The sequence below is a fragment of the Streptomyces ortus genome (assembly GCF_026341275.1).
GTDB classification, from domain to species: domain Bacteria; phylum Actinomycetota; class Actinomycetes; order Streptomycetales; family Streptomycetaceae; genus Streptomyces; species Streptomyces ortus.
Genome location: NZ_JAIFZO010000002.1, coordinates 5,645,121 through 5,671,386, shown reverse-complemented (window position 1 = coordinate 5,671,386; position 26,266 = coordinate 5,645,121). Strand labels below are relative to the sequence as shown.

Here is a 26,266-nt window from a genome sequence, read left to right as displayed (position 1 = left end):
TGTCACACCGTCTCAGTGCGCGGGCAAAGGATTGGACACATGGGGCCGGGTGAGACACATGATGGAAACTCGGCCATGCCGCGCCCATGTCCCGGCCGACAGACGAGCAGGTAGAAGGAGTCGCTGTGAAGGTAGGAATCGTCGGAGCCACCGGTCAGGTCGGCACCGTCATGCTGAGGATCCTCGCCGAGCGCGAGTTCCCGGTGGAGACGCTGCGTCTGTTCGCCTCGGCCCGTTCGGCCGGTTCGACGATCGCCTACAAGGACAAGTCCGTGACGGTGGAGGACGCCTCCACCGCCGACTACTCCGGCCTCGACATCGTGCTGTTCTCCGCGGGCGGCGCCACGTCCAGGGCGCTGGCCGAGAAGGTCGCCTCGCAGGGTGCCGTCGTGATCGACAACTCCTCCGCGTGGCGCAGGGACCCCGAGGTTCCGCTGGTGGTCTCGGAGGTCAACCCGCACGCCGTGGCGGACCGGCCCAAGGGGATCATCGCCAACCCGAACTGCACGACCATGGCCGCGATGCCCGTGCTGAAGCCGCTGCACGCGGAGGCGGGCCTGGAGGCCCTCGTCGTCGCCACCTACCAGGCCGTCTCGGGCTCCGGGCTCGCCGGTGTCGCCGAGCTGCACGGCCAGGCGCAGAAGGTCGTCGCCGACGCGGACCGGCTGACCCACGACGGTTCGGCGGTCGACTTCCCCGAGCCGCAGGTCTACCAGCGGCCCATCGCCTTCAACGTCCTGCCGCTGGCCGGGTCCATCGTGGACGACGGGCTGAACGAGACCGACGAGGAGCAGAAGCTCCGGCACGAGTCCCGCAAGATTCTGGAGATCCCGGAGCTCAAGGTGTCCGGGACCTGCGTCCGGGTACCGGTCTTCTCGGGGCACTCGCTGCAGGTCAACGCGCGGTTCGCGCGGCCGTTGAGCGCGGAGCGCGCCACGGAGCTGCTGGCGGGGGCGCCGGGTGTCGCCCTGTCGGACATTCCGACCCCGCTGCAGGCCGCCGGGCAGGATCCGTCCTTCGTGGGGCGGATCCGCGCCGACGAGACCGTGGAGCACGGGATCGCGCTCTTCGTCTCGAACGACAACCTCCGCAAGGGGGCGGCCCTGAACGCCGTCCAGATCGCGGAACTGGTGGCGGCGGAACTCAGCTGACCGCTGCCGGGCCGTCCTTCAAGACAAAAAGATCGCGCCGTTCCCCGAGCCCCCATCCAGGGGCGCGGGGAACGGCGCGATCTTTTAGGCCGTGCCCCCGGCCTGGGAGGCGTCCGCGAGCTTCTTCGTCACGTCGACCGTGTCGGCCGCGGGCGGCGCCTCGACGTCCGCCTCCGTACCGAAGTCGCTGAACTTGAGCGTCGTCGTGCTGGTGACCGTCTGGTCCTTCTGCCCCCCGCCCGCCTGCGGCTTCAGCGTGAGCTTGATGGTCTCCTGGCGCAGCCGGCCCTCGTCGTCGATCCACATCTCCAGCGGCAGCGTCGACGTGCCCAGCTGCTTCTCCAGCTGGTCGGCCTTCGCCCGGTCCCCCTTGGCGAGGTCCTTCACGGCGACCTTGACGCGGTAGTGCGTGGTGCGGGTCCCGTCGACCGTCTCCGTGCCGACCTTGGTGACATCGCGGTCGCTCACACCCTTGGTGTATCCGAAGGACTCCGCCGGGTCGTTGACCTGCCCGCCCGCGCCGTTCAGCTTGGCCGGGTCGATCTTCATCCAGGTCTTGCCCTTGGGCAGGTCGAGCTGGGCGCGCTGCTCGGCCGGGGCCTTCTGGTAGACAACCCCGTCAAGGACGCGCTGCTCGATCTTCTGCCCCTGGGACGTCATCGTCATCGTGCTGGCGCCGTCCTCGAGGTCCATCACGCCGGTGCCGCGGACGGTGACCGTCTTGCCGGCCGCCGTCGCCTCGGTGGCGAGCGCCATCTTCGCCGAGTCCGCGGCGGTCGTCTTCTCGTGGGCGGCCCGCACCACCTGGGACTCGGACGCGCCCTTGGTCGAGGACGCCCCCTTCGCCCCGTCCTTCTTCCCGTCCCCGCCGTCGTCCCCGCCGGAACAGGCGGACACACCCGCGGTGAGCACCAGCACGGTCGCGATTCCCAGGACACGCTTCGCTGCCATCAGGACTTTCCCCCACAACTCGGTTCATAGCCGGTCTACTTGCTCGAACCCGAGTTCCCCGTCCTTTACCTGCCACTCCTCCCCGCCCACATCCGGCCGGTCATGGCTCCGGGGCCGCCCCGCGCCCGCCGCGCACACCGGCGGGAAACGGACATCGCACTCCCGCACCCGCCGTGGAAGGATGACGCAACTGACCCATCACGAGGAGATGACCGCGTGCCTGGCACAAACCTGACCCGCGAAGAGGCACAGCAGCGGGCGAAGCTGCTCACCGTTGACTCGTACGAGATCGATCTCGATCTCTCCGGCGCGGTGGAGGGCGGCACCTACCGGTCCGTGACCACGGTGCGCTTCGACTCGGCCGAGAGCGGCGTCGGATCCTTCATCGATCTGGTGGCCCCGGCCGTCCAGGAGGTCGTCCTCAACGGTGACTCCCTCGATCCCGCCGAGGTCTTCAAGGACTCGCGGATCGAGCTGGCGGGCATCCTGGAGGGCCGCAACGTCCTGCGGGTGGTGGCCGACTGCGCGTACACGAACACGGGTGAGGGGCTGCACCGGTTCGTCGACCCGGTCGACCAGCAGGCCTACCTCTACACCCAGTTCGAGGTGCCGGACGCCCGCCGGGTCTTCGCGAGCTTCGAGCAGCCCGACCTGAAGGCCACCTTCCAGTTCACCGTGAAGGCGCCGTCCGGCTGGACCGTGATCTCCAACTCGCCGACGCCGGAACCGAAGGACGACGTCTGGGAGTTCGAGCCGACGCCGCGCATCTCGACGTACGTCACGGCGCTGATCCTCGGCCCGTACCACTCGGTGCACAGCGTGTACGAGAAGGACGGGCAGAGTGTGCCGCTGGGCATCTACTGCCGGCCCTCGCTCGCGGAGTTCCTCGACTCGGACGCGATCTTCGAGGTCACGCGGCAGGGCTTCGAGTGGTTCCAGGAGAAGTTCGACTACGCGTACCCGTTCAAGAAGTACGACCAGCTCTTCGTGCCGGAGTTCAACGCCGGCGCGATGGAGAACGCGGGCGCGGTGACCATCCGCGACCAGTACGTCTTCCGGTCGAAGGTGACGGACGCCGCGTACGAGGTGCGGGCCGAGACCATCCTGCACGAGCTGGCCCACATGTGGTTCGGCGACCTCGTGACGATGGAGTGGTGGAACGACCTCTGGCTGAACGAGTCCTTCGCCACCTACACCTCGATCGCCTGCCAGTCGTACGCTCCGGGCTCGCGCTGGCCGCACTCGTGGACCACGTTCGCCAACTCCATGAAGACCTGGGCGTACCGGCAGGACCAGCTGCCCTCCACGCACCCGATCATGGCCCAGATCAACGACCTCGACGACGTGCTCGTCAACTTCGACGGCATCACGTACGCCAAGGGCGCCAGCGTCCTCAAGCAGCTCGTGGCGTACGTCGGCGAGGACGAGTTCTTCCGGGGCGTGCAGGCGTACTTCAAGGCGCACGCGTACGGGAACACCCAGCTGTCCGACCTGCTCGGCGCGCTGGAGGAGACCAGCGGGCGGGATCTGGGCACCTGGTCGCAGAAGTGGCTGCAGACGGCCGGCATCAACGTCCTGCGTCCGGAGATCGAGACGGACGCGAACGGTGTCATCACCTCCTTCGCGATCCGGCAGGAGGCTCCCGCGCTGCCCGCCGGCGCGAAGGGCGAGCCGACGCTGCGCCCGCACCGCATCGCGGTCGGCCTGTACGACCTGGACGACAGTGCGGGTGGCAGCGGCAAACTGGTGCGCGGTGAGCGTATCGAGCTGGACGTGGACGGCGAACTGACCGAGGTCGCCGAGCTGGTGGGCAAGCGGCGCCCGGCCGTGATCCTCCTCAACGACGACGACCTGTCGTACGCGAAGGTCCGTCTCGACGAGCAGTCCCTCGCGTTCGTCACCGAGCACCTCGGCGACTTCGAGGCCTCCCTGCCGCGCGCCCTGTGCTGGGCGTCGGCCTGGGACATGACCCGCGACGCCGAACTGGCGGCCCGCGACTACCTCTCGCTCGTCCTGTCCGGCATCGGCAAGGAGTCGGACATCGGTGTCGTGCAGTCGCTGCACCGCCAGGTGCTGACGGCCGTCGAGCTGTACGCCGACCCGAACGCCCGCGAGGCACTGCTGACCCGCTGGACGGACGCCACGCTGGCCCATCTGCGGTCCTCCGCGGGCGGCAGCGACCACCAGCTGGCGTGGGCGCGCGCGTTCGCGGCGACGGCCCGTACGCCGGAGCAGCTGGACCTCCTGGAGGGCCTGCTGGACGGCCGGGAGAGCATCGAGGGCCTGGCCGTCGACACCGAGCTGCGCTGGTCGTTCGTGCAGCGGCTCGCGGCGGTGGGGCGCTTCGACGAGGCGGAGATCACCAGCGAGTACGAGCGGGACAGGACCGCCGCGGGTGAGCGGCACGCGGCGACCGCCCGGGCCGCGCGCCCCACCGAGGAGGCGAAGGCGGAGGCCTGGGCGTCGGTCGTCGAGTCCGACAAGCTGCCGAACGCCGTGCAGGAGGCCGTGATCGGCGGCTTCGTGCAGTTCGGCCAGCGCGAACTGCTCGCCCCGTACACGGAGAAGTACTTCGCGGCGGTCAAGGGCGTCTGGGACTCGCGTTCGCACGAGATGGCCCAGCAGATCGCGGTCGGCCTCTACCCGTCGGTCCAGGTCTCCGCGGACACCCTGGCGAAGACGGACGAGTGGCTGGCCTCGGCCGAGCCGAGCGCGGCGCTGCGCCGGCTGATCTCGGAGTCCCGCTCCGGCGTCGAGCGCGCCCTGCGGGCCCAGGCGAGACACGGCGGCGTCGGCGGCGACGCCCTCCGCCGAGGCAAGATGGCGCTTCCTCGGGCTCGGGCCCGGAAGCGCCGCTTCCGTATGGAGGTGAGCCGCAGCACGGGCACCGCCGCGCCGACGGGGGAGACAACCAGCCCGGCTGCCGTGGCTCGTTCAGGACCGCGGCCCCACCAGGGGCGCGGGGAACGGCGCAGTCTTTTGGCTTTTCGCTTTTAGGGGCGCGGGGAACGGCGCCGTCTTTTGGCTTTTAGGGGGCGCAGCCCCCAAGGGCCGCGGGGCGCGACCCCCAACAGCCCCGCATCACGTCCGGCTCTTGGCCCGATACAGATGCATCGTCAGCGGCGCGAAGATCAGCGTGATCACCCCGCTGGCCAGCAACACCCACCCGATGTCCGCCCCACTCGCGTCCCCGTGCACCAGCCCGCGCACAGCGGTGGCCGCGTTGCTGACCGGATTCGCGTTGACGATCGCCTCCATCCACCCCGGCATCGTCTCCGGCTCCACGAAGATGTTGCTCGTGAAGACCAGCGGGAACATCACCAGCATGCTGGACCCCGACACCGTCTCGGGCGCCTTGGCGACCACACCCAGCGCGGCGAAGATCCAGCTGACGCTCACCGCGAAGAGCAGCAGGAGCAGCATCGCGGCCAGCACGCCACCCACTCCGCCGTCGGGCCGGAAGCCCAGCGCGAGCCCGACGCTCATGGTGGTGGTCAGCGCCAGCACGTAGCGGACCACGTCGCCGAGGAGGTTGCCCACGATCGTGGCCGGCTGCCAGAACGGCAGGGTCCGGAAGCGGTCGTAGATCCCGCGGGTGATGTCCATGTTGAGCGCGGTGCCGGTGTAGACGGTCGGCATGATGACGGTCTGCACGAGGACGCCCGGCAGGAAGTACTGGAGGTACTCCTCGGTCGAGCCGGCGAACGCGCCGCCGAAGAGGTAGGTGAAGGTCAGCAGGAAGACGATGGGCATGAGCGTGACGTCGAACAGCACGGCCACGCCGTAGTGCTTCATCTTCCGCATCGTGCGCCAGGCCGAGACCCGCACGGCGGTCAGCGGGTTGGGGCGGGAGGGGCGGATCTGACTGGTGAGGGCCTTGCGCAGAGCGTCGTTGGGCACGCCCGGGGCGGCCGTCGTCTCGGATGTGAGGGTCATGCCGCTTCCTCCTGCTTGTCGTTGCCGTCTTCCGCGGGGCGCCCGGTCAGGGCGAGGAAGACCTCGTCGAGGCTGGGCCTGCCGAACGCGAAGTCCGAGACGGCGATCTCGGAGCGGGCGAGTTCGGCGAGGGCTCCCGCGACCCGCTCGTTGTCGTCGGTCCGCACGGAGAGCGCGAACGGGTCGGACTCCTGGAAGACCGGCGAGGCGAGGGCCCGGGTCAGCAACTGGGCGGCCTCGGGGCGCTTCTCGGCGTTGACGAGCCGTACGTGCAGGGCTCCGGTGCCGACGGACGACTTGAGCTCGCCCGTGGTGCCCTCGGCGATGACCCGGCCGTGGTCGATGACGGCGATCCGGTCGGCGAGCTGGTCGGCCTCGTCCAGGTACTGCGTGGTCAGCAGGATCGTGGTGCCGAGCGCGACCATGGCCCGCACGCTGTCCCACACCTGGTTGCGGCTGCGCGGGTCGAGTCCGGTGGTCGGCTCGTCGAGGAAGAGCAGGTCGGGGGTGATGACGAGGCTGGCGGCGATGTCGAGGCGGCGCCGCATGCCCCCGGAGAAGGTCTTGGACTGCCGTCCGGCGGCTTCCGTGAGGTCGAAGGCCGCGAGCAGTTCCTCGGCGCGGGCGGCGGCCTGGGACCGGGAGAAGCCCAGCAGCCGGGCGAGCAGGGTGAGGTTCTCGGTGGCGGTGAGGTCCTCGTCGATCGAGGCGAACTGGCCGGTGAGGCTGACCCGGCTGCGTACCGCCCCGGCCTCCTTGACCACGTCGTGCCCGAGGACCCGGGCGGTGCCGCCGTCGGGGGTCAGCAGGGTGGACAGCATCCGGATCGTCGTCGTCTTGCCCGCGCCGTTGGGACCCAGCACGCCGTAGACGACACCCTGCGGGATGGCCAGGTCGACACCGTCGACGGCCCGGGTCTCACCGAAGGTCTTGACGAGTCCCGACGTCTCGATGGCAAGTGTGGATTGCGAACTCAATCTGTGACTCCTTGGTCCTGATGCGCCACGAGAGGCTGTGCGCCATGGCAGGGAACGAACGACACGCAGAGCAGTAATCAAATTTGATTACTGGTCCAAGCTAGAGCACGGGCGACCCACTATGCAAGTTTGATTAGTAAGTCGTGCGAAGAGGGGTCGTCCGTCAGCGGCCCGTCGTCCCGGGCCCGACCGCGGACCCCGCCCCGGGCTCGACGAGGGCGCGCCACGATCCCGGGGTCCCGAAGGAGGGCCCGTGCTCGCCGGCCATCTCGTACTCGCCGGACCTGACCCGTTTCAGCAGGTCGCGGGTCCACTCGACGCCGAGGTCGGCGTAGCGCGTACGCATCGTCCACAGCTCGCCCAGATGCGCCGGCAGGCCGTCGGCGTGCACCGGCGCGGATTCCGCGCGCAGCACGGCCCGCTGGGCTTCCAGAACGGCCAGGCGGGTGGAGAGGGCCGCCACGGCGCGCTCGCGGGAGAGCGCGGGCATCAGGGCGAGCCCGGCGCTGAGCATGTCGGCGCGGTGCTCCGGCCGCTCCAGCGCGTCGACCAGCAGCCGGAAGAACTCCTCGTCCCCCTCGGGGGTCACGCTGTAGTCCACCCGGCCCGGCCAGTGCGCGATCTCGCTGGCCTCCAGCAGGCCGATCTTCGCGAGCTGCCGCAGCGCGTGGTAGATCGAGCCGGGTTTGACGTTGGCCCAGTCGTCGATCCCCCAGGACAGCAACTCGGCCCGCACCCGGTAACCGTGCGTCCGGCCGAACCCGCGTACCACCCCGAGGACCAGCAACCGCGTCGCCGACATCGTCACCCCGTTCCGTCTGGTGCGGCGTTCTCGTGTCCACCGCGCGCCTGGGCGCCAGCTTAGTGAGCCGCCCCGGGCACGACGGAGGACGACCGGGCGCGGGACCTGGGGCCCGCGCGCCCCGGGGGGGGACGGAACCCGCCCGCACCCCCGGGCCACGCCCGCCGGACCCACGGGCCGGCGGCTGAACGTCCGGCCGGGTCAGGCGCTCGTTTCCAGTTCCACCTTCGGGACGTCCGGCAGCTTGCCCAGTTTGACCAGGAGGGGGCGCATGTTGATGACGTCCCAGTGCTCGACGACCTTGGCGTCCTCGAAGCGCAGTTCCTCCACGAGGTGCCAGCTGACGCGCTCGCCGGTCGGCGGCACGCCCATGAACTCGTGCGAGTGGGTCGCGGTCACGGTGATGCGCAGGATGACCCGGTCGTCCTCGGCCATGATGCTCTTCACTTCGAGCTGGAGATCGGGGAACGCCTGCAGCCCGCCCTCCATGAGCTTGATCATGTCGGCGGAACTCACCTCGGTGTCCTCGGAGTAGTGCACGATGTCCGGCGACCAGTGCTTGATGATCCCGCTCAGGTCCCACCGGTTCCAGGCGGCGACCATTTCCAGACACAGGGCCTTGCGCTCGGCCATTGACATGGCGATTCCTCACAGTCTCGCGGACGATGTCAGGCCAGACTGCCCCTGACCCGCCTGAGAACGGCTGCAGGACCGCTCAAGTCCCGCTGGAGCGGTGCCGGATGCCGCCCGGCACCCGCCGGGGTCCGCCCAAGTCCAGCGGGGCTCACGGAGTCCTCTAGCCCGCCGCGACAGCCTGGGCCCCTGGAACCGCCTCCCCGGCACCGCACGGCGCATCGGCGCGGCGCGGCCGGGGAGCACCGTTTCGTACGCCGAGGAGGGGCCTTGAACATCCTGTTGACCGGTGCCACGGGCAAGGTGGGACGCCATGTCGCCCGGAGCCTGGCGGCCTCCGGGCACCACGTGCGGGCGCTCACCCGGACCCCCGCGACCGCCGCGCTGCCGGCCGGCGTCGAGGTCGTCGAGGGCGACCTGGAGCAGCCGCACACCCTGCCCGCCGCCCTGGAGGGCATCGACCGGATGTACCTCTTCCCGGTGCCGGAGACCGCCCACGAGGTCGCGGCGCTCGCCCGCAAGGCGGGGGTCGGGCACATCGTCGTCCTGTCGTCCAGTTCGGTGCTCGACGACGAGAGCAACCCCAGCCACCAGCACCACCGCGCGGTGGAACGGGCCGTCGAGGACAGCGGGGCGGACTGGACCTTCGTACGCCCCGACGAGTTCGCCGGCAACACCCTCTGGAAGTGGGGCGACTCCATCCGTACGGAGGGCGTCGTGCGCGCCCCCTACGGCGGGGCCGCCCGCGCGATCGTCCATGAGGCGGACATCGCGGCGGTGGTGGCGACCGCCCTCCTTGAGGACGGCCACGCGGGCGCCCGGTACCTGGTGACGGGGCCCCGGGCGCTGACCCAGGTCGAGCAGGTGGCCGTGATCGCGGAGGCGATCGGCCGGGACATCCGCTTCGAGGAGCTGAGCCGGGAGGCCGGGCGGGAGGCCATGAGCGCCGTCATGCCGCCGCCGGTCGTCGAGATGCTGCTGGACTACCTCGCCGGGTCGGCCGTCACCCCGGGGCCGGTGACCGATGTGGTGCGCCAGGTCACCGGGCGGGAGGCCCGGACGTTCGCGAGCTGGGCGGCGGAACACGTCGACGGATTCAGCGGCGACGGCGAGGCCGGTGCCACCGGCGCCGACGGTTCCAGCAGTGCCGGCAGTGCCGGCTGAGGAGGGGAGTTCGCCATGTACGGAGCCGGGATGGCCGAGATCTACGAGTTGCTGCACGAGTCGCGCGGCAAGGACTACCGGGTGGAGGCCGCCACCGTCGCGGGGCTCGTACGGGCCCGCAACCCCGCGGCGGCCTCGCTCCTGGACGTCGCCTGCGGCACCGGCGCGCACCTGCGGCACTTCGCCCAGCTCTTCGACAAGGTCGAGGGCCTCGAACTGTCCGACGCGATGCTGACGATGGCCCGCGGCGCGGTGCCCGCCGCCGTCCTGCACGGCGGTGACATGCGCGACCTCGCCCTGGGCCGCTCCTACGACGCGATCACCTGCATGTTCGGCTCGATCGCCTATCTGAAGGACACCGCGGAACTCACCGCGACCCTGCGGTCGTTCGCCGGGCACCTGGCACCCGGCGGTGTCGTGGCGGTGGACCCGTGGTGGTTCCTGGAGACGGCCCTCGACCGCCATGTCAGCGGGGACACCGTGACCGTGGGACGGCGGACGCTGACCCGCGTCTCCCACACGGAGCGCCAGGGGCACACCTCGCACATGGTCGTGCACTACGTGGTGGGCGACCCCGACAGCGGTGTGCGGCACTTCGCGGAGAGCCACGCGCTGAGGCTGTTCACCCGGGCCGAGTACGAGGAGGCGTTCACCCGGGCCGGGCTGAAGGTCGCCTACGTGGAGGGCATCCAGTCGGGCCGCGGCCTGTTCCTCGCGGACCGCGGCTGACCGCAGGCGGGACGACGAAAGGGGGCGGTGGCCGCGATCCGCGGCCACCGCCCCCTTTCGTCGTCCGGGTTGTCCCGTCGTCAGTCGTCCCGTCGTCAGTCGGGCAGCCGTACGGACAGCGCGTGCCGGAAGACGTTCTTGGGGTCCCAGCGCGCCTTGACCTTCTGCAGGCGCGGGTAGTTCCCCTTGTAGTAGAGCGTGTGCCAGGGAACTCCGGAGGTGTTCCACCGCGGGTCGGCCAGATCGATGTCGGGGTAGTTGATGAAGGTGCCCTCGGTACGGTCGTCGGGCACCGGGACGCCGCCGGTGGTGGCGAAGACGTCGCGGTAGATCTCCCGGATCCAGGCGAGGTTGGTGTCGTCCTGCGTGGGATCCATCCACGTGGCCGACATCCACACCTTGATGATGGAGTCGCGCTGGGCGGTGGCGGTGGCCGTCTCCGCAACGGAGTTGACCTTCGCGCCGTACGAGTAGAGCGAGACCTCGCCCCACACCTGGGTGTCGGCGCTCAGATACTTGTAGAGGGTGGCGGCCTGGGCGTCGGTCCACGGCTTGCGCAGATACGCGCCCTTGGACTTGGTCCGGTCGAACCCGCCGGTGTCGAACTTGTTGGCCAGCGTGGCCCGCAGCCACGGTTCCGTGCTCCGCTGGACGGCGGGTTCCACGCCCGTGCCCTCGTTGATCGCGGCCACGAAGTCGTTCAGCAGCCCCTCGGCGCCGTCCAGTCCGCCGTCGATCTGGACGTCCAGCAGGATCTGCCCGGCCGCCTTGCTGTTGAGGTAGAAGACGCTGTGCAGACTGGCGTACGGGGTGTCGGCGGCGCTGTTGCGCTGGTGCCAGGCCCCGTGGTTGTCGATGATCCGGGTGAACGCCTTCTCGGTGAGGGCGGACCACTCCCAGGTCACGATGTGCCGCAGGGTCGACTTCGGCGCCTTGGGCAGCAGCCCGGACGGGTCGTTGCCGGTGGCCCCGGGCGTACGGAACCAGTACCGGGTGACGATGCCGAAGTTGCCGCCGCCGCCCCCGGTGTGGGCCCACCACAGCTCGCGGTTGGGGTCGCCGGCCGCGTTGGTGGCCACGACCTTGCGGGCCCGGCCGGAGGCGTCCACGACGACGACCTCGACGGCGTGGAGGTGGTCGGCCACCACTCCGTCGCGGCGGGAGAGCGGGCCGTAGCCGCCGCCCAGCACATGGCCGCCGACGCCCACCTGCGGGCAGACGCCCGCCGGGATGGTCACGCCCCAGTCGAGGTACAGGGTGCGGTACGCCTCCCCCAGGGTGGCCCCGGGTTCGACGGCGAACGCCCGCTTGGCGGAGTCGTAGAAGACCTGCCGCATCTCGGACATGTCGATGACGGCCCGTACGGCGGGGTCGTCCACGAAGCCCTCGAAGCAGTGGCCGCCGCTGCGCACCGCGATCCGCCGGCCCGCGTCCAGGGCGCGGTTCACCGCGTCGACGACCTGGTCCGCGGTGTGCACGACGTACACGGCGTCGGGCTTGCCGCGGAACCGTCCGTTGAATCCCCGGCTGACCAGGTCCTGGTAGCGCCGGTCCGTCCGGTCCACCTGGACGAGCCCGGTCCTGGCGCCGCACGCGCCGCCCTGTGCCGCTTCCGGTACGGCGGCCTCGGCTGCCTGGACACCGGGGACGGCCGTGGTGACCACCGTGGCCCCGCCGACCGCCGCCGCGCTGCCGAGAAAACCACGGCGCGTGAATTCGTTCAACACAGACACCTTCCCTTTCCGTGCATGCAATGTCTGGCGTGCACCGTCTGCGGTTACTTCTCGACGGGCTCCAGAATCACCACGGGAATTTCCCTGGTGGTCTTCTTCTGGTAACTCTTGTACTGCGGGAAAAGACCCGTCATGAGCTTCCAGAGTTCCGGCTTCTCCTCGGCGGTCGCCGTGCGGGCGCGCACGTCGAGATGTTCCTCACCGATCTGGACATGGGCTTCGGGCGAGGCGACGAGATTGAGATACCAGAGCGGATGCTCGGGCTTTCCGCCGTTCGAGCCGACCACGACGACGTTGTCGCCGTCCCGGCCGTAGATCACCGCGGTGCGGCGCAGCTTTCCCGATTTCCGGCCGCGGGTGGTGAGGAGCAGGGTGTCGAGCCCGTACCACTTCGCCCCCTCCTTGCCGCCGCTGCGGTCGTAGCGGCGTATGTGCGCGGCGACCCAGCCCGTCGGACTGTCGACGGGCGTCTCGTCGGGCTGTTCCTGCTGCTCCGACTCGTGCTCCTCGGGCATGACCCCTCCACCCTTCCCAGCTAATCAAATTTGTCTAGCTTCACCCTAGTCACGCTGGACCCGGCGACGCAATCAAATTTGAATACCCGCCCGCCGTACGGACACCGGTACGTCAGTAGGGGCGGGCCCCGCCGAACGCGCTGGCCGCGACCGCGACCGGGGCCCGGCCCACGGCGAACCGGGGCTCGAAGTCGGTGTCCGCGTTCAGCACCGCCCGGTGCAGCCGCTGCACCTGGGGCCCGGGTTCCAGGCCGAGACCCGCGACCAGCGCGCCCCGCAGCCGGTGGAAGACCTGCAGCGCCTGGGCCCTGCGGCCACTGAGGTGCAGGGCCCACATGTACTGGCCGTGCAGGCCCTCGTGCAGCGGGTTCTCCACCGTGAGGGCCGCCAGCTCGGCCAGCACCTCGCGGTACATGCCGAGCCGCAGCTCCACGTCGACCAGGTACTCGAAGGCGGCGAGCCGGGACTCCTCCAGCTGCCGGCGCCGGCTCTCCAGCACCCGCCCGGCCGGTACGTCGACCAGCGCGGGGCCCCGCCACATCAGGAGCGCCTCGTTCAGGTCCCGTACCCCGGCCGCGTCGTCGCCGCGTACCAGCGCCTCCCGGCCGGAGGTCACCAGACGGCGGTAGCGGTGCAGGTCGAGCGCGCCCGCCTCGGCGGCCAGCACGTATCCGCCCGCGCGGGTCACCAGGATGTCGCGGGCCACCTCGTCGGTGGTCAGCCCGGTGACCGCGGAGAACATCTTGCGCAGGTTCAGGATGTACGTCTGCAGCGTGGTCAGACCGCTGACGGGCGGGTCGTCGTCCCACAGATCCCGTACCAGTGAGGGCACGGGCACCACCTGTCCCGTGTGGACGAGCAGCATCGCCAGTACGTTGCGCAGCTTCGGGGCGCTCGGGGCGGTCGTCTCCCCGTCCACCCGGACGTACAGCGGTCCCAGCACACCGAATTCCATCGTGCTTCCCCCTACTCCTGCTCTGCGGCCTTCGCGGAATCCGCCGTCACGGACGGCGGTGCTCCTTCTCCGGCCACGGCTCCCCGAGCTGGCGGTAGGTGCCCTGGTAGTCGGGCCAGTCGCGGTGGTGGTGGATCTTTCCGTCGACGAAGTGGAGGAGGTGGATCTGCTCGCCGGAGAACAACCGCCCGGTGGGCGCCATGCCGACCATCTCGCCGACGTGCCGCCCGTAGAGCACCAGCCGGGCACGCACCCAGTCGCCGTTCTCCTCGATGGCCACCTCCTCCAGGCGCGCCTCCTCGGAGAACGTCCTCTTCACCCATGCGACATTGATCGCGAAAAGCTCGGGGCCGCGCAGCGAAGTGAATTCCAGAGTTCCCGGATTCATGTATTCCGGATGGATGTAGTCGGCCACGTCGTCCGTTTTCCCGGTGTTGTACGCCTCCACCAGGCGCCGGACACTCGCTATCTGGTCACTCACGCTTTCTCCTCCTGAATCGGCAAGAAATCGGTCCCCGCTCGGCCCTGAATCGGTCACTGCCGATCGGAACCGGTGCGGCGGTACGTTCCGGAATCAATTCTTAGGACCCGGCCTCCGCCATAACAAGAGCGAATCGGCCTCCCGGGGACTTCTTTGCCCTGTGTCCAGCGGCGGTCCAGTGGCGCTCCAAGGCCTCTCCATCCGTGCCCGAGACCGGCGGGGAAAAGTGGTGTATCCACCGAGAGAGCGGGAGATTCAGTGGACACGTCCACGTACAAATCCGAAGTGGCGGCGGCCTTCAACAGCGCCGCGGCGTCCTACGACCGGCTCGGCGTGGAGTTCTTCACTCCGATGGGCCGGCGCCTGGTGGAACGCGCGGCCCCCGGGGAGGGCGAACGGGTCCTCGACGTGGGCTGCGGCCGGGGGGCCTGTGTCTTCCCCGCGGCCGAGCGGGTGGGGCCGACGGGCCGGGTCGTGGGCATCGACGTCGCCGAGGCGATGATCGAGGAGGCCGCGAAGGAGGCCGCGCTGCGCGGCGCCGGCACGGTGGAGCTGCGGGTGATGGACGGGGAGCATCCCGACTTCGAACCGGGCTCCTTCGACGTCGTCCTCGGCAGCTACAGCGTCATCTTCCTGCCCGACGCGCCCTCGGCGCTGGCCCGTTACGCGCCGCTGCTCTCCCCCGGGGGGCGGCTCGCCTTCACCAGCCCGGTGTTCAGCGAGGACACCTTCCCCTTCCTGCCGCCGGTGTTCACCGAACTCATCCCGCGCGAGCTGCTGCTCGACCTGCCTCCGCAGTGGCAGCCGGAGCGGCTCTCGCAGCGCTTCAACAGCTGGCTCGCGGACCCGGCCGACCTCGCCCGCACGCTGGAGGGGGCCGGCTTCCAGGACGTGTCGGTCGTCGACGAGTCCGTCCAACTGGTGGCCGAGTCGGGCCTGGCGTGGGTGGACTGGTCCCACACACAGGGCATGCGCCTGCTGTGGAACCACCTCGCGAACGACAAACGACAACAGCTGCGGGACCGCCTGATCACCTCACTGGACGCGATGCGGGAGGGCGACGGACCGCTCACGATCGACACCCCCGTGCGGTACGTGACGGCGACTGCCGACGCCTGATCGCGCCGCCGCGCCGCGCCGCGCGGGGGCGCGGGGCGCGAGGGCGCGAGGGCGCGAGGGTCCCGCGCACCCGGCCGCACCGGCCCGCAGGTGACAAGGCCGACGCCCCGCCCCCGTGCAACGACCGGGGGCGGGGCGTCCGTTGTACGCGGCTCCGCGCGGGGCGGCCCGTCAGACGGCCGGGGCCGCGGACGGGGCGCCCCGGGACGCGGTGGCGCGACCGATCGGATGGCCCGCCCCCGCGATGCGCGCCACGGCGGCCCCGATCGCGGACCGGTCCCCCTCCGGTGGACCCGGCCGGGCCGGCAGCAGCGACACCACCGCGCTGCTGCCCCGCCGGACGGCAGGGTGGCGGCGGGCCACCTGGGAGAGGCCCTGCCCGGGCCCCACCTCCACCAGCAGATGGTCACCCGCCGCCAGCAGCCCCTCCAGCGCGGGCCAGAAGAGCACCGGTGCCACGGGCTGCCGCGCCCAGAAGGACGGGTCGTCGATGTCGGCCCGGGTCAACGGGGCGGCGGTGTAGGCCGAGTGGACCGGCACGGCCGGGCTGCTCCTGCGCACCGCGGCGAAGCGTTCGGCCGCGCCCCGGCAGGCGGGTTCGAGCAGAGGGCTGTGGAAGGCGCTGAGCGACGGAACCCGGCGGCAGACGAACCCGGCCTCCCCCAGCGCACGGCCGGCCTTGTCCAGCGGTCCGTCGGGACCGGCCAGGATGGTCTGGCGCGGGGCGTTGACCGCGCCCACGACCACGTCCCCGCTCAGATACGGAGCCACCTCCGCCGTGGACGCGGCGACCGCGAGCATGCCGCCCGGCGGCGCCTTCGCCAGCCGCCCGACCCGGTCGAGCACCAGCCCGACCGCGTCCCGGGTGCTGAACACCCCGGCCAGCACCGCCGAGGCCAGCTCCCCGATGCTGTGCCCCAGCAGGGCGGCGGGACGCACCCCCCAGCTGAGCACCAGTCGGCCCAGCGCCAGGTCCACGGCGAACAGCAGCGGCTGCGAGCGGGTGACGTGGTCCAGTTCCGTGGCGGGCCGTTCGGCCAGCCAGTCCTCGCGCAGCGGACCGCCCTCGGCGCCCGCCGCGTCGAAGAACTCGTCCATCGCCTCGGTGAACACCGGCTCGTACCCGTAGAGGCCCGCGGCCATCCGCGGCTGCTGGGAGCCCTGGCCGGGCAGCAACAGGGCGACGGGCAAGGGGCGTTCGGCGGTCATACGGCCTCTCCAGCCAGTGTCGTAGGTGCCCAGGCGGGCCGTTCCAGCATCTCGACGACCGCGCAGGAGTACGTGAAGCCGGCGCCCACGCTCATCCACACGACGAGGTCGCCGGCGCGGAGGCTCCCGGAGGCGACCAGGTGGTCGAACCCGGCGATCTGGTCGCCTGCGCCGAGGTGTCCGATGCCGCGGCTCCACTCCCAGGTGGTGCGCTCCTCCGCGATCCCGAAGCGGGCGAGATGGCCCGCCCGCAGCCGCTTGCGGCCCAGGTGGGGCAGGACGAAGCGGTCGACGTCGGCGAGCGTGACCCCGGCGGCGGCGAGGGCCCGCTCGACGGCGGCGTCCTGCGCGGCCCCGCTCGCCGCGATCACCTGGGGCACGCGGTGGGTGGCCAGGAAGTCCTTCTTGCAGGCGTCCAGGTCGACCACCGGCCGGTGGCTGAACGGGGCGCTGCCGAACGGGTCGTCGCCGCGGTGCATCCCCTCCAGCTCCGGCACGGAGACGGTGGCCAGGCCACGGATCCGGGCGAAGCCCTCCCGCGAGGACAGCACGAGGGCGGTGCCCCCGTCCCCGTAGAAGGTGCCGGAGTCGCTGCGCCAGCGGTCGAAGCCGGGTGGGCGGAAGGCGTCGCCGGTCGTCAGCAGGACCCGTCGGTCCGGCTCGCCTGCCGCCGGGCCCGCCCGCAGATGGTCGACCGCGAGTCCGAGTCCGGCCATGCCTCCGTTGGAGACCTGGCCGACCTCGATGGCGGGGCACTGATTGCCGACGGCGGCACGCTGGACGTACGAGGCGGGCGCCCACAGGTCGTGCCCCTGATAGAAGAAACTGGCGTGCAGGATCAGCGACACGTCACCAGAAGCAGACCCGGACCCGGACCCGGGCATGGGCCCGGCCCCGGACCCGGGCTCAGCCCCCGCCCCGGCCCCCGACCCGGCCCCCGCCCCCGAGTCGACGCCCCCTCGGTCGAAGCCCGACCGCTCCAGGGCGATGCGGGCCGCTCGGGCCGCCATCTCCGGGGCCGGCTCGTCCTCGGCCACGGACACCGACAGCATGCCGGTGGTCCTGGCCAGGGCCTCGTCGCACAGCCCGGCCGCGACGGCGTCCGCGACCGGGGTGCGGGGCGGCAGCCAGACCCCGCACCCCGCGATCCGGATGTCCGGCGCCGGGGCCTCCGCGACGAAGGCCCCCTCGGCGCCCGGCCCCGCCTCGGTCATCAGGCGGCCCCCGCCGCGGGCATGCGGTCGGCGAGCGCGGCGTTCACGACGGCGACGAACGCCGCGGGGGTCAGCGCCTCGCCGAGTGTCTCCTCGGGCAGGGCGATGCCGTAGCCGCGCTCCACCCTGCTGATCGCCTCCATGAGGGCCAGCGAGTCGTAGCCGAGCAGTCCGAACTCCTGTTCCGCGGCGGCGCTCGACAGGTCGACCGCCTCCTCCTCGCCCGCGCACTCACGCATGATCTGGAAGAGGTCCTCGGTGGTGAAAGCGGACATGACGTCTCCTAAGTGGGGTGATGGTGAGCAGTGCGTGGTGCGTGGTGGCTGGTCGGTGGTGCCGGACAGGGGGGTTCAGGGCGCCGACGGGCCGCGGACGACCATCGCGCTGTTGAAGCCCCCGCGGCCCCGGGCCAGTACCAGCGCCGCGTCCCCCGTGACGGGCCGCGGGGCGCCGGTCACCAGGTCGAGGTCGTGGCCCGTCGTCTCCTCTACGTGGACCGTCGGCGGGACGACGCCGTCCCGCAGCGCGAACAGCGCGGTGACCAGGTCGAGCGGCGCGGCGCCCGAGTAGAGGCGTCCCGTCATGGTCTTGGGGACCGAGACCGGCACGCCGCCGGGGCCGAAGACCGCGGTCAGGGCCTGCGCCTCGACACGGTCGGGCTCCGGTTCACCGGCGCCGTCCGCGAGGACGAACGCGATGTCCCCGGGACGCAGCCCGGCGTCGGCCAGCGCCCCGCGGACGGCCCGCTCCAGGTTGGCCGGGCGCCCCGAGCCCGGGCGGGGGTCGAAGGTGGCGGCGTACCCGCCGATCGCCCCGTGGATCCGGGCCCCGCGCTCCCGGGCCCGGTCCGCGTCCTCCAGGGCGAGGATCGCCCCGCCCTCGCCGGGCACATGGCCGTTCGCGGCGGCGTCGAAGGGCAGATAGGCGCGGGCCGGGTCCTCGCTCTCGCTGAGGATGCCCGCGGAGATCTGCGCGGCGAGCCCGTACGGGCACAGCGAGGCGTCCATGCCGCCCGTCAGCATCAGCGGGGTGCCCTTGCGGATCCGGCGCCTGGCCTGCGCGACCGCGTCGAGGCCGCCCGCCTGGTCGGTGACGAGGACCCCGGTGGGCCCGCGCAGATCGTGGCGGATGGAGACCTGGCCCGAGTTGACGGCGTAGAACCAGGCGAAGGACATGTACGCGCTGACATGCTTGGGGTCCTTGCCCCACAGGTGGCCCAGTTCGCGCTGGCCGAACTCGAAGCCGCCGGAGGCGCTGGCGGTCACCACCCCGCGCTCGTCGGCGGGCAGGCTCTCCGCGTTCAGCCCGGCGTCGGCGAGCGCCCAGTCGGCGCCGGCGAGGGCGAACTGCGTGGTGCGGTCGGTCTGCGGGACGAGCCGGCTGGGGATGTGGTCGCGCACCGAGAACCCGGTGACCTCGCCGGCCAGCCGGGAGGGGTACGAGGACGGGTCGAAGCGGGTGATGCGGGCGATGCCGCTCTCCCCGCGCAGGGTCGCTGCCCAGTACTCCTCGGCCCCGATCCCGTTGGGCGCGAGCACGCCGACCCCGGTGACCACGGCCCTGGCGGTCCCGGCCGCGGTGGTCGTCGGCGCGGCGGTGGCGGGCGCGGTGGTCATGGGCGCCTCCCTTCGGATGCGGTGAGCACCATCGCGCTCTGGAAGCCGCCGAAGCCGCTGCCCACCGTCAGCACGGTGTCGACGGGCTGGTCGCGGGCGGTCAACGGCACGTAGTCGAGGTCGAGTTGGGGGTCCGGCTCGTGCAGTCCCGCGGTCGGGGGAATCACGCCGTGCCGGATCACCAGGGCGGAGGCGGCGGCCTCGATGGAGCCGACGGCGCCGAGCGAGTGGCCGATGACCGCCTTGATGGAGCTGACCGGGACGCGGTGGGCGTGCTCGCCCAGGCTGTGCTTGATGGCGGCCGTCTCGTGGATGTCGTTCTGCCGGGTGGCCGTGCCGTGCGCGTTGACGTAGCCGACGGCCTGGCGGTCGGTCCGGGCGTCGTCGAGCGCGCCGGTGATGGCGGCGGCCATCTCCAGGCCGTCGGGGCGCAGTCCGGTCATGTGGTGGGCGTTGGCGCGCGCGGCGAAGCCGGCGATCTCGGCGTAGACCTGCGCCCCGCGCCGCAGGGCCGACTCCCGCTCCTCCAGGACGAGGACGGCGGCGCCCTCGCCCAGGACGAAGCCGCTGCGGGTCCGGTCGAAGGGCCGCGAGGCGTGGTCCGGGGTGTCGTTGCGCGGCGAGGTGGCCTTGATGGCGTCGAAGCAGGCCACCGTGATCGGCGCGATGGGGGCGTCGCTGCCCCCGGCGATCATGATGTCGGCGCTGCCCTCACGGATGAGTTCGACGGCGTGGCCCAGCGAGTCGAGTCCTGAGGTGCAGCCCGCCGAGACGAGCGCGACCGGACCCTCGGCGCCCGCCTCCCAGGCGACCTCCGCCGCCATCGAGCTGGGCACGAAGTAGTCGTACAGGTACGGGGTGCCCGCCGCGTGGTCGACCAGCCACCGCTTGCCGCCGTCGCTGCGCGCGACGTACTCCTCCTCCAGTTTCAGCGTGCAGCCCACGGCGGAGCCGAGGCTGACGCCGGTGCGGTGCGCGTTGCTCCCGTCGATCTCCACGCCGCTGTCGGCGAGCGCCTCGCGGGCTGCGACCAGGGCGAACTGGGAGGCGCGGTCCAGCCGGGCGGTGTCACGGGCCGACAGTCCGTGGCGGGCTCCGTCGAAGTCGCACTCGGCGGCCATCCGGGAGCGGAACGGCGTCGCGTCGAAGGCCGTGATGGTCCTCGTCGCGGAGACTCCGGAGACGATGCGTTCCCAGAACGCCTTCGTGCCGACTCCGCCCGGCGCGATCACCCCGAGGCCGGTGACCACCACACGGCGGGCGGTCATATCCCCTCCTCCGCGCCGCCGTCGCGGCGCAGCCGTGCCAGATAGAGTTCCGGCCGACTTTCGGCGAGGGCGCGCAGCGCGCCCGCGTGCGGCTGGAAGTCGGCGTGCGAGACGGCCGCGCGGAACGAGGCGACGTCCCGCCACTCGGCGACGTTGACGTACTGGCCGGGCCGCTCCGCGTGCCGGGCCAGGGTGTGCCGGATCAGGCCCGGCTGCCGCGCCATGAACTCGGACGTCCGCGCGAACTCCTTCTCGAACACCTCGGGTTCGGCGTGCACGGTGAAGGTGTTCACGAAGGTCACGGCGCCGGCCTCCTCGGCCTGGGCGTCTGGCTCGTGATCCGTCATCAATGGCCTCCTCGTTCGACGGTGTTGCCCGGTATCGCCCGGTGTCGTCAGGTCTGTTTTTGACCCGTTCGTGTGACCCGGCATCGCTTGACATCGTGCGGTCGTTCGTGTCGTTCCACGCTGCGTGCCTGGTCTCGCAGGCGGGTGGAAGGCCGCTGGAGCCCGGGCCGGGCCATGGGTCGAGCGCGATTCGAGCGGCCGCTGAAACCCTCGCTGTCGTCCGCCGTCCCGTGCGGACACCCACCGCAGACACCCACCACGGACATCCGTCACGGACATCCGTCACAGACACCCGCAGGGACCGCTGAGGAGCCGTCATGCCGCCAGCAGCAGGAAGCGTCGCCATCGTCACCGGTGCCACCAGCGGGATCGGTCTCGCCGTGGCCCGGAGCCTGGCCGAGGGCGGGTCGCGGGTCTTCATCTGCGCCCGCGACGGCGACCGGGTCGCCCACACCGTCAAGGAGCTGCGCGAGGCGGGACACGACGTCGACGGCGCCTCCTGCGACGTGCGCGACACCGCTCGGGTACGCGCCTTCGTCCAGGAGGCCAGGGACCGGTTCGGCCCCGTCGGCGCCCTGGTGAACAACGCCGGCCGCAGCGGTGGCGGCCACACCGCGCAGATCCCCGACGAGCTGTGGCTCGACGTGATCGACACCAACCTCAACAGCGTCTTCCGGATGACCCGCGAGGTGCTGACCACCGGCGGGATGCTGGAGCGCGGCGCCGGACGGATCGTCAACATCGCCTCGACGGGCGGCAAGCAGGGCGTGGCACTGGGAGCGCCGTACTCGGCGTCCAAGCACGGCGTGGTCGGCTTCACCAAGGCCCTCGGCCTGGAGCTGGCGAAGACGGGCGTCACCGTCAACGCCGTCTGCCCCGGCTACGTCGAGACGCCGATGGCCGAGCGGGTGCGCCAGGGCTACGCCGGTGCCTGGGACATCACCGAGGGCGAGGTGCTGGAGAGGTTCGAGGCGAAGATCCCCCTCGGCCGCTACTCCACGCCCGACGAGGTCGCCGGGCTCGTCGGCTATCTGCTCTCCCCGACCGCCGCGTCGATCACCGCGCAGGCGATGAACGTCTGCGGCGGGCTCGGCAACTACTGACAGCGGGCCCGGCCGTGCGCGGCCCGGGCGGACAGAGGGGATCAGGATCAGCATGGCGCACGAGGTGCACACGACCGAGCACACCATCACGGTGGCCGCCGCCCCGGAGGCCGTCTTCGGCCTGGTGGAGCGGGCCGAGGACTGGCCGTTCGTCTTCCCGCCGAGCCTGCACGTGGAGTATCTGGAACGGTCGGGCGACGAGGAGCGGCTGCGGATCTGGGCCACCGCCAACGGCGAGGTCAAGTCCTGGACCTCGCGGCGGACCCTGGACCGCGACGGGCTGCGGATCCGCTTCCGCCAGGAGGTCTCGCAGGATCCCGTCGCCGCGATGGGCGGGGAGTGGATCGTCGAGGCGCTGCCCGGCGGCGGCAGCCGGGTGCGGCTGCTGCACGACTTCCGGGCGGTCGACGACCTGGAGCGCAACGTCGCCTGGATCCTGGAGGCGATCGACCGCAACAGCGGCGCCGAACTGGCCGCCCTGGAGTCCGCCGCGCTGCGCACCGGCACCGACGAGGCCCCGTACACCTTCGAGGACTCGGTGCGGATCGACGCCCCGGCCCAGGAGGTACGGGACTTCCTGCACGACGCGGGCCGGTGGCAGGAGCGGCTGCCGCACGTGGCGCGGGTGCTGCTGAAGGAGGACACCCCCGACGTCCAGCACCTGGAGATGGACACCCGTACGCCCGACGGCTCGACGCACACCACGGCCTCGGTGCGGATCTGCCTGCCCGACGGGCGGATCTCGTACAAGCAGCTGCAGACCCCGGCCCTGATGTCCGTGCACACCGGGGAGTGGACGGTACGGGAGATCCCGTCCGGCTGTGTGGCCGTCTCGCGGCACACCGTGGTCGTCAACGCCGCGGCCGTCACCAGGGTCCTCGGTTCCGACGCCACCACCGCCGACGCCCGCACCTTCGTCCGGGACGCGCTCGGCGGCAACAGCACGATCACCATGCGGCACGCCAAGGAGTACGCGGAGGGGCGGGCGAGGGCCACCCCGGTGCCGCCCGCCGAGTACGCCTCGATCCAGCGTTTCTACGCCCGGCAGATGCGGCTCCTGGACGAGGGCGAGGGGGACGCCTGGGCGGCCACCTTCACCGAGGACGGGGCCTTCGACCAGAGCTCGTTCGCCGAACCGGTGCGCGGCCGGGCGGCCATCGCGGCGGCGGTGCGCAACCGGCCCGCGGCACCCGTCGGCACGGTCCGCCGGCACTGGCTGGGCCTGCCGGCCGCCTGGCGGTTCCCGGACGGCTCGGTGCGCACGGGCTACGACGCCCTGGTCGTGGCCACCGCGACGGACGCCGCTCCGCAGATCCGGCTGAGCACGTCGTGCCAGGACGTCCTCGTCGCCGACGGGGGCGAGGACGGAGAAGGGAACGGCGACGGCTGGCTGGTGAAGCACCGGTACGTCGGCCACGACGGGCAGTGAGACACGCCGCACGCCACCATCCGCCCCGCGAAGAGGGAGATCGATGAAGGTCCTGTTCACCACGTTCGCCGCGAAGTCCCATATGCATGCCCAGGTCCCGCTGGCCTGGGCCCTCCAGACCGCCGGCCACGAGGTCCGTATCGCCAGCCAGCCGGACCTCGCGGAGGACATCACCCGTACCGGGCTGACCGCCGTGTGCGTCGGTGAGCCACTGCTCCTGGAGGAGCAGATGCAGCGGGTCAACGAGGGCCTGGGTGACGACGCCGAGATCATGGAGAGCCAGGCGGAAGCCGGGATGGACATGACGGAGACCCGTCCCGAGATGCTGACCTGGGACCACGTCCTCGGGGTGTTCACCTCGATGACGGCGATGGCCTTCCAGAACTCCTGCCCGGAACGCATGATCGACGACCTGGTCGCGTTCAGCCGCGAGTGGCAGCCCGACCTCGTCGTCTGGGACACGCTGTCCTTCGCCGGACCGGTGGCCGCGCGGGTCACCGGCGCCGCCCACGCCCGGCTGCTGTTCGGGCTCGACCTGCTGGGGCGGATGCGCGAGACCTTCCTCGACCTCCAGGCGGAACGGCTGCCCGAGCAGCGGGACGATCCGCTGCGCGAGTGGCTGACCTGGACGCTCGGCCGCTACGGCGCCGGGTTCGAGGAGGAGGTGGCGGTCGGCCAGTGGACCATCGACCCGGTGCCCCCGTCGATGCGGTTCCCGGTGAGGCAGCCGTTCGTCCCGCTGCGGTACATCCCCTACAACGGCCAGGCCGTCATACCGGAGTGGCTGCACGAGCCGCCGAAGAAGCGCCGGGTCTGTCTGACGCTGGGCGTGGCCCACCGCGAGGTGCTGGACGGCGACCGCGCCTCGATCGGCGAACTCGTCTCGGCACTCGCGGAGCTGGACGTCGAGGTGGTCGCCACCCTCAACGAGAAGCAGCTCGCCGGACTCGAACTCCCCGACAACGTACGGGCCGTGGACTTCGTCCCGCTCAACGCCCTGCTGCCGACCTGTGCCGCGGTCATCCACCACGGCGGCAGCGGCACCTTCCAGACGGCGCTCGCGCACGGTGTCCCGCAGCTGATCGTGCCCGACATGGTCTGGGACACCATCCACAAGGCGAAGCAGCTGGAGAAGACGGGCGCGGGCCTCTATCTGCACGACGTCGACCACTACACCGCGCAGGACCTGCGCGACCACGTGCTGCGGCTGCTGGACGACCCGTCGTTCGCGGAGAACTGCGCGCGGATCCGCCGGGAGATGGTGGGGACGCCGAGCCCCAACGACATCGTCCCGCTGCTGGAGAAACTGGTGGCGGAACACCGCGCGGCCCCGGCCGCCGCCGGCACCGTCCGGGGGGAGCTGTAGATGACCACCGCCGTGAAGTTCCGCGAACTCGCCGTGTCCGGCGCGTACGCCTTCAACCCGCCCGTCTTCGAGGACGACCGCGGCCTGTTCACCTCGCCGTACCAGGAACCGGCGTTCGTGGAGGCCCTCGGCCACCCCCTCTTCCCCGTCGCGCAGTCCAACCACAGCATGTCCAAACGCGGCACCGTCCGGGGTATCCACTACACGGTCACCCCGCCGGGCGTGGCCAAGTACGTGTACTGCGCCCGGGGCCGCGCCATCGACATCGTGGTGGACATCCGCGTCGGCTCGCCCACCTTCGGCCGCTGGGACTCCTCCGTGCTCGACCAGGAGACCTTCGGCGCCATGTACTTCCCGGTCGGTGTCGGCCACGCCTTCATCGCCCTGGAGGACGACACGGTGATGTCGTACATGCTCTCCGGGAGTTACGAGGCCCGGCACGAGCTGTCCCTGTCCCCGCTCGACCCGGCGCTCGGGCTGCCGATCCCGACGGACGTGGCGCCGCTGCTGTCCGCACGGGACACGGCCGCGCCCCCGCTCGCCCAGGTGCGGGCGGAGGGCGGCCTGCCGGAGTACGACAAGTGCCGTCGGATCGAGGCCGCGCTGTGGCGGCCCTGAGCGGCCGGCCGCCGGCCGGGGGCTCCCGGGTCGCGGTGCTCGGGGCCACCGGCTGCGTCGGCCGCTGTGTGAGCGCGGCGCTGGCCCGCGAGGGGCACGAGGTGCTGGCCGTCGCCCGGCGCGGCGGCCCCGCGGTGGCCGGGCACGTCTTCGCCGGCCTGGACGTGGCGGCGGTCCCGCCCGCCGAACTCGCCCGGCTGTTCACCCGGCACCGGGTGCGGACCGTGGTCAATGTGACGGGCGGCTGGGGCACGACCGAGGAGGAGATGCGGTACGCCCACATCACCCTGGTCGAGCGCCTGTTGAAGGCCGTGACGCTGATGGAGGACCGGCCGCGGCTGATCCACGTCGGCTCCATCCACGAGTACGGTCCGGTGGCCGAGCCGCTCGCCATCGGCGAGGACCTGGAGCCCCGGCCGGCCACCATGTACGCGCGTACCAAGCTGGCCGGCTCCGAGCTGGTGCTCGACGCCACCCGGGCCGGCCGGGTGGACGGGCTGGTGCTGCGCGCGGTGAACGTGTGCGGCCCCCGCACCACCCGGGCCAGCTTCCTCGGGGCGGTCGTCGACCGGCTGCGGGCCGCGGACGCGAGCGACCCGGTGACCCTGCGGGTCGCGGACGCCCGGCGGGACTTCATCGATGTCCGCGACCTGGCCGAGGCCGTGGTCCTCACCGTGACGTCGGCGGCCACCGGACGGGTCGTCAACATCGGCCGCGGCGAGGCCACCGCCATGCGCGAGCTGGTGGACCTGCTGGTCACCGCCTCGGGGCTGCCGCCGGAGGCGATCCGGGTCGAGGACGGGCCCATCGCGAGCAAGGGCGGCGGCTGGACCCTGGCCGACATCGGCCTGGCCGGCGAACTGCTCGGCTGGAAACCGCGGATCCCGCTGGCCGAGGCGATGCGGGCGACCTGGGAGACCCCCGCCGACTGACCCGCCGCGCCGGACGAG

At 71.7% G+C, this 26,266-nt stretch carries 25 protein-coding genes; 10 read left to right on the top strand and 15 right to left on the bottom strand.

The features are described from left to right. Positions 1-125 precede the first annotated feature (125 nt). Positions 126-1,151, top strand: a complete 1,026-nt coding sequence (locus K3769_RS28450) for an aspartate-semialdehyde dehydrogenase (RefSeq protein ID WP_267029124.1) — start codon at positions 126-128, stop codon at positions 1,149-1,151. An 84-nt stretch (positions 1,152-1,235) separates the two neighbouring features. Here K3769_RS28450 and K3769_RS28445 read toward each other — a convergent pair whose 3' ends face one another. Continuing rightward, a complete protein-coding gene (locus K3769_RS28445; protein WP_267029123.1) occupies positions 1,236-2,102 on the bottom strand; it encodes an SCO4651 family lipoprotein in 867 nt (288 codons plus the stop codon). Positions 2,103-2,318: 216 nt separating this feature from the next. Here K3769_RS28445 and pepN point away from each other — a divergent pair, with 216 nt between their 5' ends. Further along, complete coding sequence (gene pepN, locus K3769_RS28440; RefSeq protein WP_267029122.1) at positions 2,319-5,099, top strand: aminopeptidase N; 2,781 nt, start codon at positions 2,319-2,321, stop codon at positions 5,097-5,099. Positions 5,100-5,183: 84 nt separating this feature from the next. On the opposite strand, the gene K3769_RS28435 is transcribed toward pepN, so the two are convergent. The 4 genes from K3769_RS28435 to K3769_RS28420 all read right to left on the bottom strand — a co-directional run bounded on the left by K3769_RS28435 (position 5,184) and on the right by K3769_RS28420 (position 8,456). Beyond that, positions 5,184-6,038: an ABC transporter permease gene (locus K3769_RS28435; protein ID WP_267029121.1), complete on the bottom strand. Its 855-nt coding sequence runs from the start codon at positions 6,036-6,038 to the stop codon at positions 5,184-5,186. Continuing rightward, positions 6,035-7,015 (bottom strand): ATP-binding cassette domain-containing protein, encoded by a 981-nt coding sequence (locus K3769_RS28430; protein ID WP_267029120.1) that lies wholly within the window; start codon positions 7,013-7,015, stop codon positions 6,035-6,037. Before K3769_RS28430 ends, K3769_RS28435 begins: the two co-directional genes overlap by 4 nt. A 163-nt stretch (positions 7,016-7,178) precedes the next feature. Next, positions 7,179-7,817 carry a PadR family transcriptional regulator gene (locus K3769_RS28425; RefSeq protein ID WP_267029119.1) on the bottom strand — a complete coding sequence of 213 codons (639 nt, stop codon included), beginning with the start codon at positions 7,815-7,817 and terminating at the stop codon, positions 7,179-7,181. Between the two features lie 201 nt (positions 7,818-8,018). Next, entirely contained in the window at positions 8,019-8,456 is a 438-nt protein-coding gene (locus K3769_RS28420) for an ester cyclase (protein WP_267029118.1), read from the bottom strand. 264 nt (positions 8,457-8,720) lie between these two features. Here K3769_RS28420 and K3769_RS28415 point away from each other — a divergent pair, with 264 nt between their 5' ends. Beyond that, a complete protein-coding gene (locus tag K3769_RS28415) occupies positions 8,721-9,614 on the top strand; it encodes an NAD(P)H-binding protein (protein ID WP_267029117.1) in 894 nt (297 codons plus the stop codon). 15 nt (positions 9,615-9,629) lie between these two features. After that, on the top strand, positions 9,630-10,343 hold the full coding sequence (locus tag K3769_RS28410) for a class I SAM-dependent DNA methyltransferase (RefSeq protein ID WP_267029116.1): 714 nt from the start codon (positions 9,630-9,632) through the stop codon (positions 10,341-10,343). A 95-nt stretch (positions 10,344-10,438) separates the two neighbouring features. On the opposite strand, the gene K3769_RS28405 is transcribed toward K3769_RS28410, so the two are convergent. The 4 genes from K3769_RS28405 to K3769_RS28390 form a co-directional block, all read right to left on the bottom strand. After that, entirely contained in the window at positions 10,439-12,067 is a 1,629-nt protein-coding gene (locus K3769_RS28405; protein WP_267029115.1) for an FAD-binding oxidoreductase, read from the bottom strand. Between the two features lie 53 nt (positions 12,068-12,120). Further along, complete coding sequence (locus K3769_RS28400; RefSeq protein ID WP_267029114.1) at positions 12,121-12,591, bottom strand: nitroreductase family deazaflavin-dependent oxidoreductase; 471 nt, start codon at positions 12,589-12,591, stop codon at positions 12,121-12,123. A gap of 112 nt (positions 12,592-12,703) precedes the next feature. Beyond that, positions 12,704-13,546 (bottom strand): AfsR/SARP family transcriptional regulator, encoded by an 843-nt coding sequence (locus tag K3769_RS28395; protein ID WP_267029113.1) that lies wholly within the window; start codon positions 13,544-13,546, stop codon positions 12,704-12,706. A 46-nt stretch (positions 13,547-13,592) separates the two neighbouring features. Further along, positions 13,593-14,027, bottom strand: coding sequence for an ester cyclase (locus K3769_RS28390; RefSeq protein WP_267029112.1), 435 nt, complete (start codon positions 14,025-14,027; stop codon positions 13,593-13,595). Between the two features lie 258 nt (positions 14,028-14,285). On the opposite strand from K3769_RS28390, the gene K3769_RS28385 reads away from it, so the two are divergent. Next, positions 14,286-15,146: a class I SAM-dependent methyltransferase gene (locus K3769_RS28385; protein WP_267029111.1), complete on the top strand. Its 861-nt coding sequence runs from the start codon at positions 14,286-14,288 to the stop codon at positions 15,144-15,146. A 171-nt stretch (positions 15,147-15,317) separates the two neighbouring features. On the opposite strand, the gene K3769_RS28380 is transcribed toward K3769_RS28385, so the two are convergent. From K3769_RS28380 to K3769_RS28355, 6 genes are all read right to left on the bottom strand, one after another. Beyond that, positions 15,318-16,355: an acyltransferase domain-containing protein gene (locus tag K3769_RS28380; protein ID WP_267029110.1), complete on the bottom strand. Its 1,038-nt coding sequence runs from the start codon at positions 16,353-16,355 to the stop codon at positions 15,318-15,320. Then, entirely contained in the window at positions 16,352-17,569 is a 1,218-nt protein-coding gene (locus K3769_RS28375) for a ketoacyl-ACP synthase III family protein (protein ID WP_267029109.1), read from the bottom strand. The genes K3769_RS28380 and K3769_RS28375 overlap by 4 nt, the downstream gene beginning before the upstream one ends. Continuing rightward, a complete protein-coding gene (locus tag K3769_RS28370) occupies positions 17,569-17,844 on the bottom strand; it encodes an acyl carrier protein (RefSeq protein ID WP_267029108.1) in 276 nt (91 codons plus the stop codon). Before K3769_RS28370 ends, K3769_RS28375 begins: the two co-directional genes overlap by 1 nt. Positions 17,845-17,919: 75 nt before the next feature. Further along, positions 17,920-19,185, bottom strand: coding sequence for a ketosynthase chain-length factor (locus K3769_RS28365; RefSeq protein ID WP_267029107.1), 1,266 nt, complete (start codon positions 19,183-19,185; stop codon positions 17,920-17,922). Next, the gene (locus K3769_RS28360; protein WP_267029106.1) at positions 19,182-20,453 is read right to left on the bottom strand and encodes a beta-ketoacyl-[acyl-carrier-protein] synthase family protein; all 1,272 of its coding nucleotides are present in this window, start codon (positions 20,451-20,453) and stop codon (positions 19,182-19,184) included. Before K3769_RS28360 ends, K3769_RS28365 begins: the two co-directional genes overlap by 4 nt. Next, positions 20,450-20,800 (bottom strand): antibiotic biosynthesis monooxygenase family protein, encoded by a 351-nt coding sequence (locus tag K3769_RS28355; protein ID WP_267029105.1) that lies wholly within the window; start codon positions 20,798-20,800, stop codon positions 20,450-20,452. The genes K3769_RS28360 and K3769_RS28355 overlap by 4 nt, the downstream gene beginning before the upstream one ends. Positions 20,801-21,117: 317 nt before the next feature. On the opposite strand from K3769_RS28355, the gene K3769_RS28350 reads away from it, so the two are divergent. From K3769_RS28350 to K3769_RS28325, 5 genes are read left to right on the top strand one after another with little or no spacing between them, the layout of a single operon-like run. After that, positions 21,118-21,903, top strand: a complete 786-nt coding sequence (locus tag K3769_RS28350) for an SDR family NAD(P)-dependent oxidoreductase (protein WP_267029104.1) — start codon at positions 21,118-21,120, stop codon at positions 21,901-21,903. A 52-nt stretch (positions 21,904-21,955) separates the two neighbouring features. Next, positions 21,956-23,332, top strand: coding sequence for an SRPBCC family protein (locus tag K3769_RS28345; protein WP_308216408.1), 1,377 nt, complete (start codon positions 21,956-21,958; stop codon positions 23,330-23,332). A gap of 43 nt (positions 23,333-23,375) precedes the next feature. Continuing rightward, positions 23,376-24,698: an activator-dependent family glycosyltransferase gene (locus K3769_RS28335; protein WP_267029103.1), complete on the top strand. Its 1,323-nt coding sequence runs from the start codon at positions 23,376-23,378 to the stop codon at positions 24,696-24,698. Further along, positions 24,699-25,316, top strand: coding sequence for a dTDP-4-dehydrorhamnose 3,5-epimerase family protein (locus K3769_RS28330; RefSeq protein ID WP_282566263.1), 618 nt, complete (start codon positions 24,699-24,701; stop codon positions 25,314-25,316). Then, a complete protein-coding gene (locus K3769_RS28325; RefSeq protein ID WP_267029102.1) occupies positions 25,304-26,248 on the top strand; it encodes an NAD-dependent epimerase/dehydratase family protein in 945 nt (314 codons plus the stop codon). Before K3769_RS28330 ends, K3769_RS28325 begins: the two co-directional genes overlap by 13 nt. Positions 26,249-26,266 lie beyond the last annotated feature (18 nt).